The sequence below is a fragment of the Nonomuraea sp. NPDC005501 genome (genome assembly GCF_040605905.1).
Classification (GTDB): domain Bacteria; phylum Actinomycetota; class Actinomycetes; order Streptosporangiales; family Streptosporangiaceae; genus Nonomuraea.
In genome coordinates, this window is sequence record NZ_JBEXDT010000016.1 from 29,595 (window position 1) to 45,170 (window position 15,576).

Annotated in this window: 13 protein-coding genes; 4 read left to right on the plus strand and 9 right to left on the minus strand. The window is 74.4% G+C overall.

Going from position 1 to position 15,576, the window contains the following annotated elements:
- Positions 1-409: 409 nt before the first annotated feature.
- On the minus strand, positions 410-1,447 hold the full coding sequence (locus ABZS51_RS11545; protein WP_355438826.1) for an SMP-30/gluconolactonase/LRE family protein: 1,038 nt from the start codon (positions 1,445-1,447) through the stop codon (positions 410-412).
- Between the two features lie 100 nt (positions 1,448-1,547).
- Here ABZS51_RS11545 and ABZS51_RS11550 point away from each other — a divergent pair, with 100 nt between their 5' ends.
- Positions 1,548-1,994: a MarR family transcriptional regulator gene (locus tag ABZS51_RS11550; protein ID WP_355438828.1), complete on the plus strand. Its 447-nt coding sequence runs from the start codon at positions 1,548-1,550 to the stop codon at positions 1,992-1,994.
- Positions 1,995-2,070: 76 nt separating this feature from the next.
- Here ABZS51_RS11550 and ABZS51_RS11555 read toward each other — a convergent pair whose 3' ends face one another.
- On the minus strand, positions 2,071-4,086 hold the full coding sequence (locus ABZS51_RS11555) for a hypothetical protein (RefSeq protein WP_355438830.1): 2,016 nt from the start codon (positions 4,084-4,086) through the stop codon (positions 2,071-2,073).
- A gap of 205 nt (positions 4,087-4,291) precedes the next feature.
- Between ABZS51_RS11555 and ABZS51_RS11560 the strand changes: the two genes are divergently transcribed.
- The 3 genes from ABZS51_RS11560 (at position 4,292) to ABZS51_RS11570 (ending at position 8,081) form a co-directional block, all read left to right on the plus strand.
- Entirely contained in the window at positions 4,292-5,671 is a 1,380-nt protein-coding gene (locus ABZS51_RS11560; protein ID WP_355438832.1) for an FAD-dependent oxidoreductase, read from the plus strand.
- A gap of 312 nt (positions 5,672-5,983) precedes the next feature.
- Positions 5,984-7,105, plus strand: coding sequence for an MBL fold metallo-hydrolase (locus ABZS51_RS11565; RefSeq protein WP_355438834.1), 1,122 nt, complete (start codon positions 5,984-5,986; stop codon positions 7,103-7,105).
- 58 nt (positions 7,106-7,163) lie between these two features.
- On the plus strand, positions 7,164-8,081 hold the full coding sequence (locus ABZS51_RS11570; protein WP_355438836.1) for a pirin family protein: 918 nt from the start codon (positions 7,164-7,166) through the stop codon (positions 8,079-8,081).
- Positions 8,082-8,128: 47 nt separating this feature from the next.
- On the opposite strand, the gene ABZS51_RS11575 is transcribed toward ABZS51_RS11570, so the two are convergent.
- The 7 genes from ABZS51_RS11575 to ABZS51_RS11605 form a co-directional block, all read right to left on the minus strand.
- Positions 8,129-9,187, minus strand: coding sequence for a hypothetical protein (locus tag ABZS51_RS11575; RefSeq protein ID WP_355438838.1), 1,059 nt, complete (start codon positions 9,185-9,187; stop codon positions 8,129-8,131).
- 91 nt (positions 9,188-9,278) lie between these two features.
- A complete protein-coding gene (locus tag ABZS51_RS11580) occupies positions 9,279-9,569 on the minus strand; it encodes a hypothetical protein (RefSeq protein WP_355438840.1) in 291 nt (96 codons plus the stop codon).
- 385 nt (positions 9,570-9,954) lie between these two features.
- Positions 9,955-11,013 (minus strand): FAD-dependent oxidoreductase, encoded by a 1,059-nt coding sequence (locus ABZS51_RS11585; protein WP_355438842.1) that lies wholly within the window; start codon positions 11,011-11,013, stop codon positions 9,955-9,957.
- Positions 11,014-11,055: 42 nt separating this feature from the next.
- A complete protein-coding gene (locus ABZS51_RS11590; RefSeq protein WP_355438844.1) occupies positions 11,056-11,181 on the minus strand; it encodes a hypothetical protein in 126 nt (41 codons plus the stop codon).
- On the minus strand, positions 11,178-12,617 hold the full coding sequence (locus ABZS51_RS11595) for an FGGY-family carbohydrate kinase (RefSeq protein WP_355438846.1): 1,440 nt from the start codon (positions 12,615-12,617) through the stop codon (positions 11,178-11,180). The genes ABZS51_RS11590 and ABZS51_RS11595 overlap by 4 nt, the downstream gene beginning before the upstream one ends.
- 10 nt (positions 12,618-12,627) lie before the next feature.
- Positions 12,628-14,379, minus strand: coding sequence for a discoidin domain-containing protein (locus ABZS51_RS11600; RefSeq protein ID WP_355438848.1), 1,752 nt, complete (start codon positions 14,377-14,379; stop codon positions 12,628-12,630).
- Positions 14,380-14,482: 103 nt separating this feature from the next.
- Positions 14,483-15,301: a hypothetical protein gene (locus ABZS51_RS11605; RefSeq protein WP_355438850.1), complete on the minus strand. Its 819-nt coding sequence runs from the start codon at positions 15,299-15,301 to the stop codon at positions 14,483-14,485.
- Positions 15,302-15,576 lie beyond the last annotated feature (275 nt).

Here is a 15,576-nt window from a genome sequence, read left to right on the forward strand (position 1 = left end):
CGATGTCTCGTGATCGATTCGTCAGGTGAGCGGAGGCGGGCCGGCCGCGTTCGACGAGAGCCGTCAGGCCGGCACGCCCAGGCACAGGAGTGCCTGGGCGTGCCGAGACGGCGGTCGGGTGAGTCTGTGGTTCGAGGCGGACGCGGCCCGCGCTACGGCGATCCGGTGGCGACGGCGACCACGGCGGCCACGGCGGGGGAACCCTCGGGCCGCATCGGGCGGGAGGGGTGCCGGGCAACGTCGGAAGAGGCCACCGGACGACCGGCGGCTAGCGTCTTGACGCCTCGGGGCTGGACATGAGGCCACACCCTAGTGACGCCCCGCCGGACGTGTCCACCCGTTTCCCGGGGGCGCGTCCGCGCCAGGTGGTCTCATGCACGACTCGGCGGATCCCCTTCCCGCGTCGCTCCTAGAGCCCTCGTACCAGGGCGACGGTGAAGGGCAGGGTCGGCGTGCCGTCCCCCATCGGGCCGCCCTTGTCGAACTGCGAACGGACGACGTAGAGACCGTCCGGGTGCCAGGCCAGCGTCGTGGGGAGCTGGAGGGCCTCGTCGGTCACCCGCTTCTCGACCCGGGCGGCCGAGCCGTCGCGGGCGACGCGCCACCGGCTGATGGCGTTGACCGTGTTGTGCACCACCCACAAGGTTCCGCTTCGCAGTTCGAGCCCGTCGGCGTGGACCATGTCGCCTCCCTCCAGCGCGACCTTGCGGACGGCGCGGGTGGCTCCCGTGGCTCTGCCGGCCAGGTCGATGCGGTAGAGGCCGCCGCCGGTCATGTCGGCGGTCAGCAGGTAGCGGCCGGCGGGGTCGGCGACGATCCCGTTCAACGTGTAGGTCCCGGGCGCGACGGGCCCGGGCAGGCCGCTCAGGTCCGCGTACGGCGTGAGCGGCGCGCGACCGCCGCGCGCCCGGGCGAGCTGGCGCGGCGTCACCCGGTAGACGACGGCCCGCACGCTGTCGGTGAGGTAGGCGCTGCCGTCGGGCCCGACGGCGACGTCGTTGACGAATCTCGGCTCCTCCCCCGCGACCTCGAACCGGGCGAGCAGCGCGCGGGTGCGCATGTCGTAGACGGCGACGCCCCTGGTGGAGTCGGTGACCCACAGCCGGCCGGCCCGGTCGGCCTCCAGCCCGTTGGCGGTGTGCCGGCCGTCCGCGCCGGCCGGCAGGAACGTCTCGGCGACCCGGTTTCCGTGCGTCATCCTGAACACGGTCCCGTCGGTGAACGATGCGGCGTACAGGTCACCGGTGCGCGGGTCGGCGGTGACGCCCTCGGGGTAGACCCGGTTGCCGGGCAGCTCGAAGGCGGTGGAGATCTCGACAGGGGCGGCGGCGGTCAGCGCGGCGGGAGCGGCCGGCGCGGTGGCGTGGGCCTGGGCGGCGGTGAGGCCGCCGGTGAGCAGGGCGGCCAGGGTGGTGCCCGCGACGCCGGCGGAACGGAGGAAGGACATGAGACCCCATAAGTTATTCGCCTATTTGAACGCTTACATACGATAGTTAGAGCTCTAATGTTCGTCAACGCCTATCCGACAGGGTCGTTAACATGCGGAGATGACGTCAATGCCCGCGCCCGAGCGTCTGGGATTCCATCTCAAGCGCGCGGAGCAAGCGCTCAACGCGGCCAAGAACGCCGTACTCAGGCCCGCCGGCCTGACCGTGCCCCAGTACGCCGCGCTGCTCCACCTTGAGGAGAACCCCGGCATCTCGGCCGCGGCGCTGGCCCGGGCGTGCGGCGTGACGCCTCCGACGATGAACACGGTGCTCAAGAACCTTCAGGAGCAGGGACTCATCGAGCGGACGCCGCACGAGTGGCACAAGAACATCCTGGAGACCCGCCTCACCCCGAAGGGCGAGCGGGTGATGACCGCCGCCGACTCCGGCGCCGTACGCGTCGAACGGGGACTCGCCGCCGCCTTCAGCGATGAGGAGCGGGAGCTGCTGGTCGCCCTGCTCTCGCGCTGCGTGGAGCATCTGGAGAAACCGCAGCCGGAGCCCTAGCCGAGACCGCGCCCGCCCGAGGACGTCCGCATCGGCGTCGGTGGAGGCGGCGGGTGCGATCCGCTCACGAGCGGTGTCACCCCTGGATGAGGGCCAGCGCACGACGGGCGGCGTGCTGGTACCGCTCGTCGGCCCAGACGTCCCAGGACGTCACGCGGGCCCGGCCGTTCGCGATGAGCTCCAGTTGCGGTACGGCGTGCTCGGCCGCGGGGCCCATCAGGCCCAGGGCCTCGACCGCGCGCAGCCCGGAGGCCGGCCCTGGGTGGCCCGCGGTGGGCAGGGGCCTGACGGTGATGGCGTTCAGCAGCGGCGCGACCAGCCCGTCGCTCTCGCCGGTGATCGCCCACAGCGCCCGCGCCGGCGCCACCTGGTCGGCCTGTCCGCGGCACTCGGCGTCGTGGAGCTGCTCGCGCAGGACGGGGACCGCGATCCCGGCGGCGGGGCCGAGCTGTTCGAGCAGCGGCGCGATGTCGTCCGCCGCATGTGGGCCGAGGCGGGCGAGGCGCTCGGTGAGCAGGGTCGCCGCCTGTCCCGCCTGTCCCGGCTCGCCGGTGATCCGCCATGCCGCCCAGGCCGCCACGTGCCGGGACTGCTCGTCGTCGAGCAGGGCCAGCACCCGCGGCAGGACCTCGGCGGCCGCCGGGCCGACCGCCCCGAACAGCGGCAACGCGACGGAAAGGCACATGCCGGGGACCCGGGCGGCGATCGCCGGCACCACCGGCGCCGCGACCTCGCCCCACGAGACCAGCGCGTCCATGCAGTCCACACCCTGCATGCCGCCGCCACCTGAGGGTGACGAAGGGCCGAGCAGGGTTCGCAGGGCCGGTGTCAGCGCGGGCGCGTGCGCCACCATGGCGGGGATCATGTCGGAGACGTCGAGATGCTTGACGTGGCCGTACTCGTCGAGGAGGGCCGCGACGAGCCAGGGCACGCAGCGGCCGTCACCGAGCCTGGCGAGGCCCTCCACAGCGGGAGCGGCCACCTCCGGCCACGGCTCGGCGGGGTCGCCGGTCAGCATCCCGGCCAGCAGGTCGGCCTGCGCCGCGGCGGCCTGCCCCGACTCGGAGATCACCCGGACCGCGTACGCGAGCGGGTCCCGCCGGCCGCGTTCGCGCCTGCGTGGTCGCGCAGGCGCGTCCGCGATGAGGTCCCGCACGGTGTCGGCGAGCATCGGCAGCAGCTCCGCCGGGGACGCCCGCCAGGCGCCGATCGCCTGGCGGGCGGCGAGGCGGGCATGGTCTGTCTCCCTCTGCTCCGGTCGGCCCAGCAGCTCCCGGGCCAGGGCGCGATGCCAGCGCTCGGCACGCAGGAGAGCCGACCCGAGGGGCGTCATGCCATCGCCGTGCCAGGGGATGCGGTGGAAGACCCTCCTCGGGTCGGCCTCCGCGTCGGCCAGCAGCGTGATCACCGCTTCGCTCGGCGGTGCCGCTTCGGGTGCGGCCAGGGCCCGCCCCGCGGCCGCGGCCGCGCGTACGTCACGCTGCGCGACGCCGGCGGCGAGCAGCCCCGCGAACCAGTCCGCGTGCTCGGCCGCCGCCAGCCATGCCACGGCGAGCACGCAGGCCACCGCTCCGGTGTCGCCCGCCCGCCGCGCGCCCTTCTCGGCTCGCGCTCGTAAGGCCGGGACGCTGCTCGGCGCGGCCTCAGGCAGGCAGGCCAGCAGCCGCGCCGCCGCCACCACGACCTTCGGCGCGACATCGTCCAGCGACAGCACCAGCGCGCCGGCGCACTCGACCATGGCCGCACGCGCCAGTGCCGCGTGATCGGGCTCGGGCCCGGCACGGAGGTCCCGGAACGGGTCACGGTGGGGGGCGCTGAGCGCGATGCCCGTCATGAGGTCCAGGACCAGCCCCCGGTGCGGCTGCCTCGCGACCCCGGCCGCCTCCACCAGGTACGGCACGAGGCAGGGAGCCGCGCCGACGACCTCGCGGGGCTCAAGGGTGGGGAAAAGCCCGTGCCAGAGCCGCCGCACCGGCGACTCCGCGCGACCGCCCGACGGCGCCGCCGCGATCTCACGCAACAGGCCGGGCACCGAACCCGTCCCACCGAACCCGAGCCACTTCCACGGCACGTCCTCCACGCCCTCGAACACCACATCACCCTCTCTACGCCGTCGTCCTATGATCACCGGCCCTTGGGGGCGAAGGCCCTGTCGTCAGCGGGGTTGTCGCCCTGTGTCGGCTCGTACATCCCGGCGGACCTGCGGCGGAGGTTCCGGTCGCCTGGGCGGGCCGTTCGCGTCCTTGTCCGGGGCGGTCGCCGGGTGGTGGTCCGGGACGGGCTGGAATCATGGCGGCATGCGGGTCGTAGTGATCGGAAGCGGGATCGTCGGGGCGAGCGCGGGCTACCACCTGAGCCGTCGCGGAGCGGACGTCATCGTGGTGGACGCGGCGCTGGAGGGGCAGGCCACGGCGGCCGGCGCGGGGATCGTGTGCCCGTGGGTGGACCATCCCGGTGACGACGCCTGGTACGCCCTGGCCCGCGAGGGCGCGCGCCACTACCCGGAGCTGGTGGAGGCGCTGGGCGAGGACATCGGGTACGAGCGGGTGGGGGCGCTGCTGGTCGCCGAGGATCCGGCGGAGCTGGAGCCGGTACGGGCGCTGCTGGAACGCCGCCGGGCCGGTGCGCCCGAGATGGGCGAGGTGACCGTGGTGCCGGACCCGTCGCGGCTGTTCCCGCCGCTGGCGGCCGGGCTGAGCGCGCTGCACGTGCCGGGCGCGGCCCGCGTCGACGGCCGTGCCGTACGGGACGCGTTGCTGCGCGCGGCGGTCCGGCAGGGGGCCGAGGTCCGCACCGGCACGGCCACGCTGACGGCGGAGGGCGAGGTGCTGCTGGCTTCGGGGGCTGCGGCGTCGTCCCATGACGTCGCGGGCCTCCCCGCGGACCGTCTCCGGGAAGGGCGGCCCGGGGAGGGTGGCGCGTTCGCGGGCTCGGGGACGGGCACGCCGGGGCGGGTGGAGACGGACGGCGGTGGGTCGTGGCGGCAGGCCGCGCCCCTCTCCGCCGATCGCCCCGCGCCCCTCTCCGCCGATCGCCCCGCGCCCCTCTCCGGTGATGGCACCGCGTCCGGCTCCGGCGATCGCCCGGCTGCTGGCTCTGAGACCCGCGGCCGGGAGGCCGCCGGCGGGGAGCCCTCCGGTGAGCAGGCCGCCGGTGGGGAGAGGGTTGCGGCCGATGTGGTGGTCGTGGCGGCGGGGGCGTGGACCGGGGCGGTGTGCGGGCCGCTCGGGGTGGAGGTGCCGGTGTTCCCGAGGCGGGGGCAGATCGTGCACGCGACCCTCGACGGCGCCGACACGGCCGGGTGGCCGATCGTGCTCCCCCACAACGGCCCCTATCTGCTGGGGTTCCCGGGTTCGCGGGTGGTCGTGGGGGCGACGGTCGAGGACGTGGGGTTCGCGCCGCGCGTCACGATGGGCGGGCTGGACGAGGTGCTGCGCGCCGGGCTCCGGCTCGCGCCCGGGCTGGCCGGGGCGACGATGGCGGACGTGCGGGTGGGGCTGCGTCCGGTGCACGCGGGCGGGCCGCCGATCGTGTGCCGCGCCGGCGAGCGGGTGGTGGTGGCCACGGGGTTGAGCGCGTACGGGCTGACGGCGGGGCCGTTCGCCGGACGCCTCGCCGCGGACCTCGCGCTGGGCGAGCGCCCGCCGCTGGACCTGTCGCCCTATCGCCCACGTTGATATGCGAAGATCCACAGGGGTGCGGCGCGGCTCGCGGCCTCGCCGCGCCTGGGGCACGAGCAACCGCTCGCGGGGTGCCGCCGGGCAGCGGGACGGCGACCGGTAGGTTCGTCCAACCGGTGGCGGTCGCCGCCCTGGTGACGTGTCCGGCCTCGCCGCGCGCCGCGAGCGTCAACGGCGCCGGCTACGTCATCGACGGCGGAGCGATCAAGGCAGCATGAATCTATCGCGATATATCGTCGTATCGGGAACACCACGGGCGCCCCGCTCGGTTGAGCAGGACGGAACATACTTCCAGGGGAGAGTGAACGGATGGCGGCACTGCGGACGGCACGACGGATCCTCATGGGCGGGGCGGCCCTGGCCGTGGCGGGGTGGGCCCTGCGCGACGTACCCGCGGAACTGGGCGTGCGGCCCCTGAACTCGGGGCCCGGGCGGGTCGAGCGGATCAGGCGCTCGCCGCAGTTCAGGGACGGCGCGTTCGTCAACACCATGCCCGAGGCGACGGAGGTGCTGAACACCCCGCCGGCGAACATGCTGGGCGAGCTGGCCAAGGACCGCGACCAGCGCCGGCCGGCCGGGCCCGTGCCGCTGCGCGTCCCGCCCGCGGGCGAGGCGCCGCCGGACGGCGTGCGCGCGATCTGGTACGGCCACGCCTCCACGCTGGTGGAGATCGAGGGGCGGCGGGTGCTGTTCGACCCGGTGTGGAGCCGGCGCCCCTCCCCCTCGCAGCTCGTCGGGCCCAAGCGGCACCACCCGGTGCCGGTGCCGCTCGCGGGCCTGCCGCTGGTGGACGCCATCGCGATCTCGCACGACCACTACGACCACCTCGACATGGCGACGGTCCGCACGCTGACGGCCACGCAGAAGGCGCCGTTCCTGGTGCCGCTGGGCATCGGCGCGCACCTGGAGCGCTGGGGCGTGCCCGCGTACCGGATCATCGAGCTCGACTGGGAGGAGGAGGCCGAGGTGGCGGGGCTGCGCTTCGTCGCGACGGCCGCCCGCCACTTCTCCGGGCGCACGCTCGCCCGCAACGACACGCTCTGGGGCTCGTGGGCGGTGGCCGGGCCGACCCGCCGGGTCTTCTACGCGGGCGACTCCGGCTACTTCGAGGGTTACCGCGGCATCGGGTCGGCGCACGGGCCGTTCGACCTGACCCTCATGCCGATCGGCGCCTACAGCCCCGCCTGGCCGGACATCCACATGAACCCCGAGGAGGCGGTCAACGCCCACCTCGACCTCGGCGGCCGGCTGCTGCTGCCGGTCCACTGGGCGACGTTCACGCTGGCGCTGCACCCGTGGGCGGAGCCGGTGGAGCGGCTGTGGCGGGAGGCCAAGGCGCGCGACGTGTCGATCGCGGTGCCGCGACCCGGCGAGGCCGTGGACCCCGACGCCGCCCCGGCCGTGGACGGCTGGTGGGAGACCCTCGCCTGACGGCTTGACCTCGGAGGCCGGCGGCTGATGACCGGAGATCCGGCCGTACAGTCACTGCATGAGCAACCTGGAGCGGGACCCCGGCGCGATGGTCCGGTGCGGCGCGGCGGACGGCGGCGCGACCGAGCTGCTCACCGGGAGGGAGGTGCCGCTGGGCGGGCCACGCGCGATGCGCGTGAGCAGGACCCTGCCCGGCGTGCACCGCCGGATGATCGGCGCGTGGTGCTTCGTCGACGCCTACGGGCCCGAGGTGGCCACGATGCGCGTGCCGCCGCACCCGCACACCGGCCTGCAGACCGTGAGCTGGCTGCTGTCGGGCGAGGTCCTGCACCGTGACAGCGTGGGCAGCCTCCAGGTGGTACGCCCGGGGCAGCTCAACCTGATGACCGCCGGGCGCGGCATCTCCCACTCGGAGGAGTCGGGCGAGGAGCTGCTGCACGGGGTGCAGCTGTGGGTGGCGCTGCCCGGCGAGGCCCGGGGCATGGAGCCGGGGTTCGAGCACCACGCGGAGCTGCCGCGGGTGTCCGGGCCGGGCTTCGGCGCGACGGTCGTCATGGGGTCGTTCGCCGGGGAGAGGTCGCCGGCGACGGCCCTCACGCCGCTGACCGGGGCGGAGGTCACCGTGTCGGGGACGGCCGAGCTGCCGCTCGACCGGGGGTTCGAGCACGGGCTGCTGCTGCTCGACGGCGAGGTCGAGCCGCTGGAACGGGGGCCGCTGCTGTACGTTCCGCCGGGCCGTACGAGCCTGACCCTGCGCGGGGACGGGCGGGTCCTGGTGATCGGCGGCGAGCCGTTCGCCGAGGAGATCGTGATGTGGTGGAACTTCGTGGGGCGCGACCACGACGAGATCGTCGCGTTCCGCAAGGAGTGGATGGAGGGCGAGGGGTTCGGGACGGTGGAGGGGTTCGACGGCGATCCGCTGCCCGCGCCCGTCCTGCCCGGCACGCGGTTGCGGCCCCGGGGCCGCAGCCGCTGAGCTCACCTCCGGACGTGGGAGAAGATCACGTCCATGGCCCCGCCGGGCTAGTAGACCGAGATGTGCGGGTGGTCGTAGTGGTTGGCGGTGGCGCCGCCGCGGTCGGACATCATCCGCCAGGTTCCCCTCCGGGCGTGCCAGATGCGCTGCCGGTAGATGATGTACATGATCCCCAGCCGCTGGGAGTTCTTGATCGCCCAGGCGGCGATCTCGTTGCCGCGCGCCACCTCGGCGGCCGTCGGCATGGCGCCGCCGCGGCTCAGCATGAAGTCGCACGCCCGCCCGAGCGGGTGCTCGCCGCCGTCCTGGATGGTCCGGTAGCAGCCGATCCCGAACGGCACGTCGAAGCGCTCCTGGACGAGGGCCTTGACCAGGCGCATCCGGGGCGTGATGTGGTCGGGCCCCTCGGGGAGCTGCGGCACCCAGGTGCCGTCCGAGCGGCGCACCCCCGGGGCCTGGTAGAGCTGGTCGATCTTGTCCTTGATCTTGTCGATCTGCTTCTGCGCCTTCTCCTTGCTCCCGGCCAGGTCCTCGATCTGGTCGGCCAGCTCGGCGGTGCGGGCGGCGGCCTCGGCCTCGGCGGCGGCGTGCTCGTCCCTGACCCGGGCGAAACCGGTCAACCTGGCGTGCTGCCGGTCGGCGAGGTGGCGGGTGAGCGCGAGCCGGCCCAGCAGCGCGCCCGGGTCCACGCTGGAGATCAGCTCCTGCTCGCTGGGCACGGCGCCGGTGTACTGGGCGACGGCCATCGCGCGCAGCTCCGACGACTCCCGGTCGAACACCTCCTGGGCCGCGGCGAGCCGCGCCTTGGCGGCCTTCTCCGCCTTCTCGGCCTTCTCGTGGGCGATGCGGCCGTTGTAGTAGTCGGTGATGAGCCGGTCGGAGTCCTTCTGCAGCGCGGCGAGCTCCTTCTTGAGCTGCTTGACCGTGGGTTTCGGCGCGGCCTGCGCCGGGCGGACGAGGGGCTCCGCGCGTGCGGACCGTAAGGCCGGCTCGGCCTGCGCCGGCTGGCCCGTCATGGTCCCCGCCAGGGTCAGGACCAGCGCCAAGGGGAGGTGGAGGGTTCCGAGCGGGCTGCGCCGCCGATCGGCGGGGGACGCAACCGCCACGCTTCTCCTTCGGCCGTGCCGCAGGGCGGAGCCGGCCGAAATCCGTGACGGTCCGGCGAACGCCCTCTTACCGAGGGTAGATAGTAGGGGATCACACCACTCCGCCGGGAATCGCCGCGTTCGTGACGGCTGACACGGCCGGGTGCGCGACGGGTGAGACGGCGGCTCGCCCAGCAGCGGGGTGTGCGGCGGGTGAGCCAGCGGCTCCCTCGGCGGCGGCTTGCGCGGGGGCGTAGAGGGCTCCGTCGGCGGGGCGGCCGTTCCAGATGGCGAGGGCCGCCGCGAGGGCGGCCACGGTGGCGAGCAGGAGCCCGCCCGCGACCGCCCGCCTGGCCGTGGGACTCAGCACGGCCTGGAACGGGTCGCGCTGCCGCCGGGGCATGGGGGCCGGCGGCGCGGGGGCCGGCGGCGTGGGGGCCGGTGGCGTGGGGGCCGGTGGCGTGGGGGCATCGTGGTGGCCGGACGGGCGGGGGGACGCCTCTCCGTCCTGCCCCGTCAAGACTGGCCCCGTCAGGTCGCGTGCGCCGGTCAAGCCGCATCGGCCTTTCGTCTTGCGTGGACCCTTGACGTGGTTCGGCCCCGTCACGTCGCGTTCCGTCACGATGGCGGCGCACCTCCCGACCCGATATTCAATCCTTTTACGCGATAAAGATCCTGATGTCGGGACGTTACCTCTCAGTGACGCCGCGTGTCGAGGCACGGGCCTGCCGCACCCGTAACCTCGACATGATGGGTATTTCCCCTTGCGCGAACCGCCGAGTGCTGCCTCACGCGGCCCGGGTGGCGGCTGTGAGGAGGTGGCGCACGTTGGAGGCGGCCGTGCGGCCCGCGCGGTTCGCGCCGATCGTGCTGGCCGACGGGCCGTAGCCGACGAGCTGGAGCCGGGGCTCGGCCACCACCTGGGTGCCGTCCACCGCGATCCCGCCTCCCGGCTCGCGCAGCCGGAGCGGCGCCAGGTGGTTCAGGGCCGAGCGGAACCCGGTCGCCCAGACGACGGCGTCGGCGTCCTCCTCGGTGCCGTCGGCCCACGCGACGCCGTGCGGGGTGAGCCGGGCGAACATCGGCAGCCGTTCCAGCGCGCCCTTCTCCATCGCCTCGCGGACGACCGTGGAGGAGCCGAGGCCGGTCACGCTGACGACGCTCTGCGGCGGCAGCCCCGCGCGTACCCGCTGCTCGACCTGGGCGACCGCCTCGCGGCGGGCGTCCTCGCCGAAGTCGTCGTCCCGGAACAGCGGCGGGCGGCGGGTCACCCACAGCGTGCCCGCCGCGACGCCGGCCAGCTCGGACAGGACGTGCGCGGCGGAGCTGCCGCCGCCCACCACGACCACCCGCAGGCCCCGGAACTCCTCAGGCCCCCGGTAGCCGGCGTAGTGGAGCTGCCTGCCCCGGAAGTCGCGGGCGCCCGGATAGTACGGCCAGTGGGGACGGGTCCAGGTGCCGGTGGCGTTGACGACGGCACGCGCGGCCCACTCCCCCGCGCCGGAGGCGACGGTCAGCCGCTCGCCCGGACCGCGCGTGACGGCGCTCACCTCGACCGGGCGGAGCACCCGCAGGCCGAGACCGCGCTCGTAGGAGTCGTAGTAGGCGGGCACCACGGCGGCGGCCGGGCGGTCGCCGCCGGCCGTCCGGTCGCGCCTGCTGCCGGGCAGGTCGAAGACGCCGTGGACCTTGTCCATGGTCAGCGTCGGCGACCGGTGCCGCCACGCCCCGCCGGGCCCTTCGGCGGCGTCCAGGACCAGGGGGTCCAGGCCGAAGCGGCGCAGGAAGTACGCGCTGGACAGTCCCGCCTGCCCGGCGCCGATGACCACGACGTCGATCTCCTCCACGCCCCTTGCAACCACGCGCTCCCGCCGGGTCTTCCCCCGTGCTCAGGGACGCGGCGCGCCGAGCGCGGGCACGAGCGTGGCGTGGTCGGCTTTGGTGTGCGGCAGCGCGATCCGCACGGCGGCACCCCTCTCACCGGGTCGGGGCGTGGTGGGACGGGGTGCCGTCACCGTGCTTCCCGTCCGTACGGAGGACGTGGGGCGGCCGCCGAGGCGAGGAAGCGTTCGTACGCGGCGTCGTAGGCGGTGGCGAGGGCCGGGTCGCGGGGCAGGGGCTCGCGGGGCAGGATCGGGACGTCGTCGAGGGAGCCGCCGGCGTGCCCGGCGATGAGGGCGGCGCCCGCGCACGCCGCGTCGCCCGCCGGCACCACCTCCACCGGCGGGGCGGACACCGCCGCCTTGACCCGCATCCACAGCGGGACCCTGACCTGCCCGCCGAACACGGCCAGCCGCCGGACCTCCGTCCCCGCCAGCGCGGCGAGCTCGGCCAGCGTCCAGCGGGTGTGCAGGCAGGTGCCCTCGATCGCGGCGGCCAGCAGGTCGCCGGGCCCGTGGCCGGCGTCGAGCCCCGACAGCGTCACGCGCCGGCCGGGGTCGGGGGCCGGCGCGGCGCGCCCCCGCAGGTACGGCTCGGCGATGACGCCCGTGGGCAGAGCCACGTCCTCCAGCAGGCCGGGCAGCGCGGCGTACCGGTCGGCGGCGGAGGCGGTGGGCAGGAGGAGGGCGAGGAGCCAGTCGAGCAGCGCGCCGCTGCTGGACAGGCCGCCGACCAGCATGACGTGCCGGCCGTCGAGGGACGGGTCCGCCGTGATCCCGAGGTCCAGGGCCGCCCGGGGGCCCGGCGGGGCGGTGGCCGGCACCATGACGGCCTCGGCCGTGCCCAGCGAGTCGCCCGCGTCGCCCGGACGGCGGACGCCGGCGGCCCAGCAGCCCACCGCGTGGTCGTGGCCGGCGATCATCACCGGAGTCCCGGCCGTCACCCCGTCGAGGCCGGCCACCGCGCCGCCGACCGGCTCCACGGCACGCGCCGGCGGCGGCAGCCGGTCGGGGTCGAGGCCGGCGAGCGCGAGCAGGCCGGCGTCGTACGCGCCCTTCGCCGGGTCGTAGGCGAGGGTGCGGGCGGCGAGCGTCTCGTGGGTGCGCAGCGCGCCGGTGAGCGCGTGGGCGACGGCGTCGGGCGCGCCGGCCCACCAGCGCATGCCGTCCAGTACGGCCGGCTCGTGGCGGCGCAACCACAGCCACTTGGCCAGCGGCGTCTTGGCGGTGGCGCGGTGCCCGGTGACGGCGAACAGCGCCACCTCGTCACGGGCCAGCTCGGCGGCCTCCTCGGCGCCCCGGGGGTCGGTCCACCAGATGAGCGGGGTGAGGGGGCGGCCACCGGCGTCGAGCGGCACGCCGGTCTCGGCCATGCCGGTGACGCCGATGGCCTCGGGCGGGCGTCCGGTGCGGTCGGCGCACCGGCGCAGGCCCCCGGCCACGGCCGCCACCAGGCCGGGGAGGTCGCGCGGGGTGGGCCACCGGTCCTCGGCCAGGCACCGGCCGGTGTCGTCGTGGAAGGCGACCTTGACGTGCGTCGTCCCGACGTCCACACCAGCCAGTGCCCGCATGGGCGGGAGCCTACGCGAGAGCGGGCCGGGCGTAGGAGCCGCCGATCCACGCCTCGTCCACGCGCAGGCGGGCGGCGCCGTGGGTGCTGACCTTCTCCAGCCGCACGTACCGGGCCGTGGTGGCGGGCACGTCGATGACCTGCACGCCGCGCTGGTTCGGCAGCGTGCCGGTCTTGATCGCGCTGCCCCAGCTGGAGCCGTCGGAGCTGACGTACACCCGGTAGGAGTTGATCCGGGCCGAGTTGGCGGCCGGGTAGGTGGTGGAGTCCTCGCGCTGGTTGAGGCCGATGTAGCGGATCGGCTTGGCGCTGCCGAGGTCGAAGCGGAGCGACACCGGCTCGGCGGAGCCGGCGTCCCAGTAGGTGAGGTAGTCGCGGTCGCCGGCGTGGGAGGCCGGGTGGCCGCTCGCGGAGGCGGACGCGGACAGGGTGACGCCCGTGAGGATCCCCTCCCGTCCGCGTGAGACCACCTTGAACACCGTGTCGTACTGGTCCCACGAGGAGACGCCGCTGAGCTTCAGCGAGCCGTTGGACTGGGTGAAGGAGACGGCGGCGCCGGTGCGCAGGTTCGTGACGGAGGCGATGCGGTAGCCGTTGTCGCGCAGCGACAGCGTGCTCCCGGACGGGCGGGTGAGTACGTGGACGTAGTGCAGGTTCGGGTCGGCGCGGCTGACGGTGGTGACGCCGTGCGCGCCCGAGTTCCAGAAGCCGGGATCGAGGCCGCCGTTGAGGTAACCGCCGCCCTCGGTGCCGCCGATCGACTCCCAGATGGCGCCGAGGTAGCCGTCGGCGAAGGTGTTGAACGCCTCCTGCGCGGGCGGCATGCGGCCGGCCTTCATCGGCGTCTCCGCCATGAGGGCCTTGACGGACGAGCCCACGTTCGTGATCAGCCGGCCGAGCGTCAGCCGCCGGTCGACGGCCTGGTCCGACCCGCCGTACCACCAGGGGCCCGCGGTGGGCAGCTTGAAGTCGGCCTCGGTGAGCCGGGGCAGCGCCGTGTAGACCGCCTGCGGGTAGTCGTAGTCCGGCGTCATGCCCGTCTTCTGCTCGTTGCTGATCATGTCCATGATCGGCGTGTCCTCGTTGTTGTTGGACAGCGTCATGTCGGGACGGTCGCGGCGGATCCGCTCGTACAGGCCGTTGCGCTCCCAGTAGGCGTTGTCGTTGTCGATCCAGAAGCCGGCCAGCTTGGGGTAGCGGGCCATCTGCTCGACGAACAAGTCGTAGCTGTACTCGCCGAACCCGTCGCGGGTGTGCAGGTCGACGGTGTGCCCCTTGTAGGCGGAGTAGGCGGCCGAGTCGAGCCACGACTGGCCGGCGGACAGGCCCTCGTTCCACCACTGCGGGTCGTCGGTCATGTAGTGGATGACCTTCAGCCCGCGCGCGTCGGCGGCGTCGATCAGCTCCCCGAGGAAGTCCCTGCTCGTCCGGCAGGAGCCGGGGATGCCGGAGGGGTACGGCCGGGCGTAGCCGAGCCGGGAGTGGAAGGTGGCCAGCACGATGTACTGGGTGTGCAGCTTCCTGGCCTCGTCGACCCAGTAGTCGGGTTTCCAGCCTCCGGCGGTGACGGCCGACTCCCAGGCGGAGCAGCTCGTGTGCTGCGGTGCGGTGCGCATGCCCCAGTGCAGGAACAGGCCGCCGACGGCGGAGCGCAGGAACGCCTGGCGGGGATGGGTCAGCTCGGCGCGGGCGGTTCCCGCGACCAGGAAGGTGAGCAGGAGGGCGAGCACGGCGGGTAACGCCATGCGGCGGGATCGGCTCATGGGCGGCTCCTCAGGAGGGCGGGGGTGGACGGTGGGCGGGGAGCCGGGTCGACGGCCGGTCCCGTGACGCGCCGGGCCCTCGGCCCGTCGCGTCCGGGGAGGTTCATGTGACGGCCTTGTACGCGCGCAGGTTCGTCAGCAGCAGATGGCAGTCCTGGAGCGAGCCGGAGGTGTCGCCCAGCGAGCGGTAGATGCCCCACTTCGGGCGGACCCGGTCGCCGAGGAACGTGTCGACGCCGGTCTTGACGGCGTCCACCACCGTGGCGCCGCCCTTGCGGACCACCCAGCGCACCCCGCCGGCGCCGCCGTCGCCGATCCTGAGCTCGTAGTCGATGTCGATCCACGTGTTCTGGAGCGGCGTCAGGTCGGTTCTGCCGACCAGGATGTCCGGCTCGAACACCTTGTGCTCGATGGTCTGCGCGCCGTTCACCCGGCGCAGCGAGGTGACGGTGATCGGGCCGGTGCCCGTGCCCGGCATCTTGGTCTGGAAGATGTGGGTGAAGGTGGTGGTCGCCTTCAGGGTGCTCGGGATGTACATCGAATAGGTGACCCGCCACAGCTCCCCGGACTTCCACTTCAGGTAGCCGCCGCTCGTGCGGTTGCCGGTGACCTCCTGGCGCTGCCTGTCGGTGCTGGTGTCGCGGTCGGCCAGGTGCATGGTGAAGCGGTAGTCGTTCCCGTCGGGGCGGATGTGCGGCTGACCCGCCGGGTGCGAGTCGGCGCGGTCGTCCTCGACGGTCTCCCACGCGTTCATGCCGTCCGAGGACGCCGACGGTGACCACAGGAGCTGCCAGCGCATCCCGGACGGGAGCAGGCTGGCGGCGCGGGCGGCCCCGGCCGCGCGGGCCGGGACGGCGGAGAGGGCGGGGGTGAGGGCGGCGGCGCCGAGGAACGCGCCGAACCGGCGTCGTGAGATGTCCATCTGTCCTGCCTCGGTTTGATGTCTCGGAGGTTCTCAGGGGTTCTTTCAGGGGGTGATTCTGCGGCGGTCAGCGGATGTCCGTCCTGCGGATCACGTCCGCCGGGCCGCTGCCGTTGTTGTCGGAGTTGGTGGAGCCGAACCAGATGGCGCTCGCGTTCGGCACCTTCTCCACCGCGCGCAGCCGGCCGTACGTGCCGTTGAAGTACGAGTCGACCGTCGAGGCCGCCCTCTCCGTCCGTGGGTCTGGACGTCGGGGACGGTGCCGACCTGCGTCT

What these genes read in the sequence shown, in the direction of transcription:
- ABZS51_RS11580 (WP_355438840.1), bottom strand. Translation starts at nt 9,569, where the DNA reads ATGCCCCGGCGGCAGCGCGACCCGTTCCAGGCCGTGCTGAGTCCCACG.
- ABZS51_RS11565 (WP_355438834.1), top strand. Translation starts at nt 5,984, where the DNA reads ATGGCGGCACTGCGGACGGCACGACGGATCCTCATGGGCGGGGCGGCC.
- ABZS51_RS11595 (WP_355438846.1), bottom strand. Translation starts at nt 12,617, where the DNA reads ATGCGGGCACTGGCTGGTGTGGACGTCGGGACGACGCACGTCAAGGTC.
- ABZS51_RS11605 (WP_355438850.1), bottom strand. Translation starts at nt 15,301, where the DNA reads ATGGACATCTCACGACGCCGGTTCGGCGCGTTCCTCGGCGCCGCCGCC.
- ABZS51_RS11545 (WP_355438826.1), bottom strand. Translation starts at nt 1,447, where the DNA reads ATGTCCTTCCTCCGTTCCGCCGGCGTCGCGGGCACCACCCTGGCCGCC.
- ABZS51_RS11550 (WP_355438828.1), top strand. Translation starts at nt 1,548, where the DNA reads ATGACGTCAATGCCCGCGCCCGAGCGTCTGGGATTCCATCTCAAGCGC.
- ABZS51_RS11600 (WP_355438848.1), bottom strand. Translation starts at nt 14,379, where the DNA reads ATGAGCCGATCCCGCCGCATGGCGTTACCCGCCGTGCTCGCCCTCCTG.
- ABZS51_RS11570 (WP_355438836.1), top strand. Translation starts at nt 7,164, where the DNA reads ATGAGCAACCTGGAGCGGGACCCCGGCGCGATGGTCCGGTGCGGCGCG.
- ABZS51_RS11560 (WP_355438832.1), top strand. Translation starts at nt 4,292, where the DNA reads ATGCGGGTCGTAGTGATCGGAAGCGGGATCGTCGGGGCGAGCGCGGGC.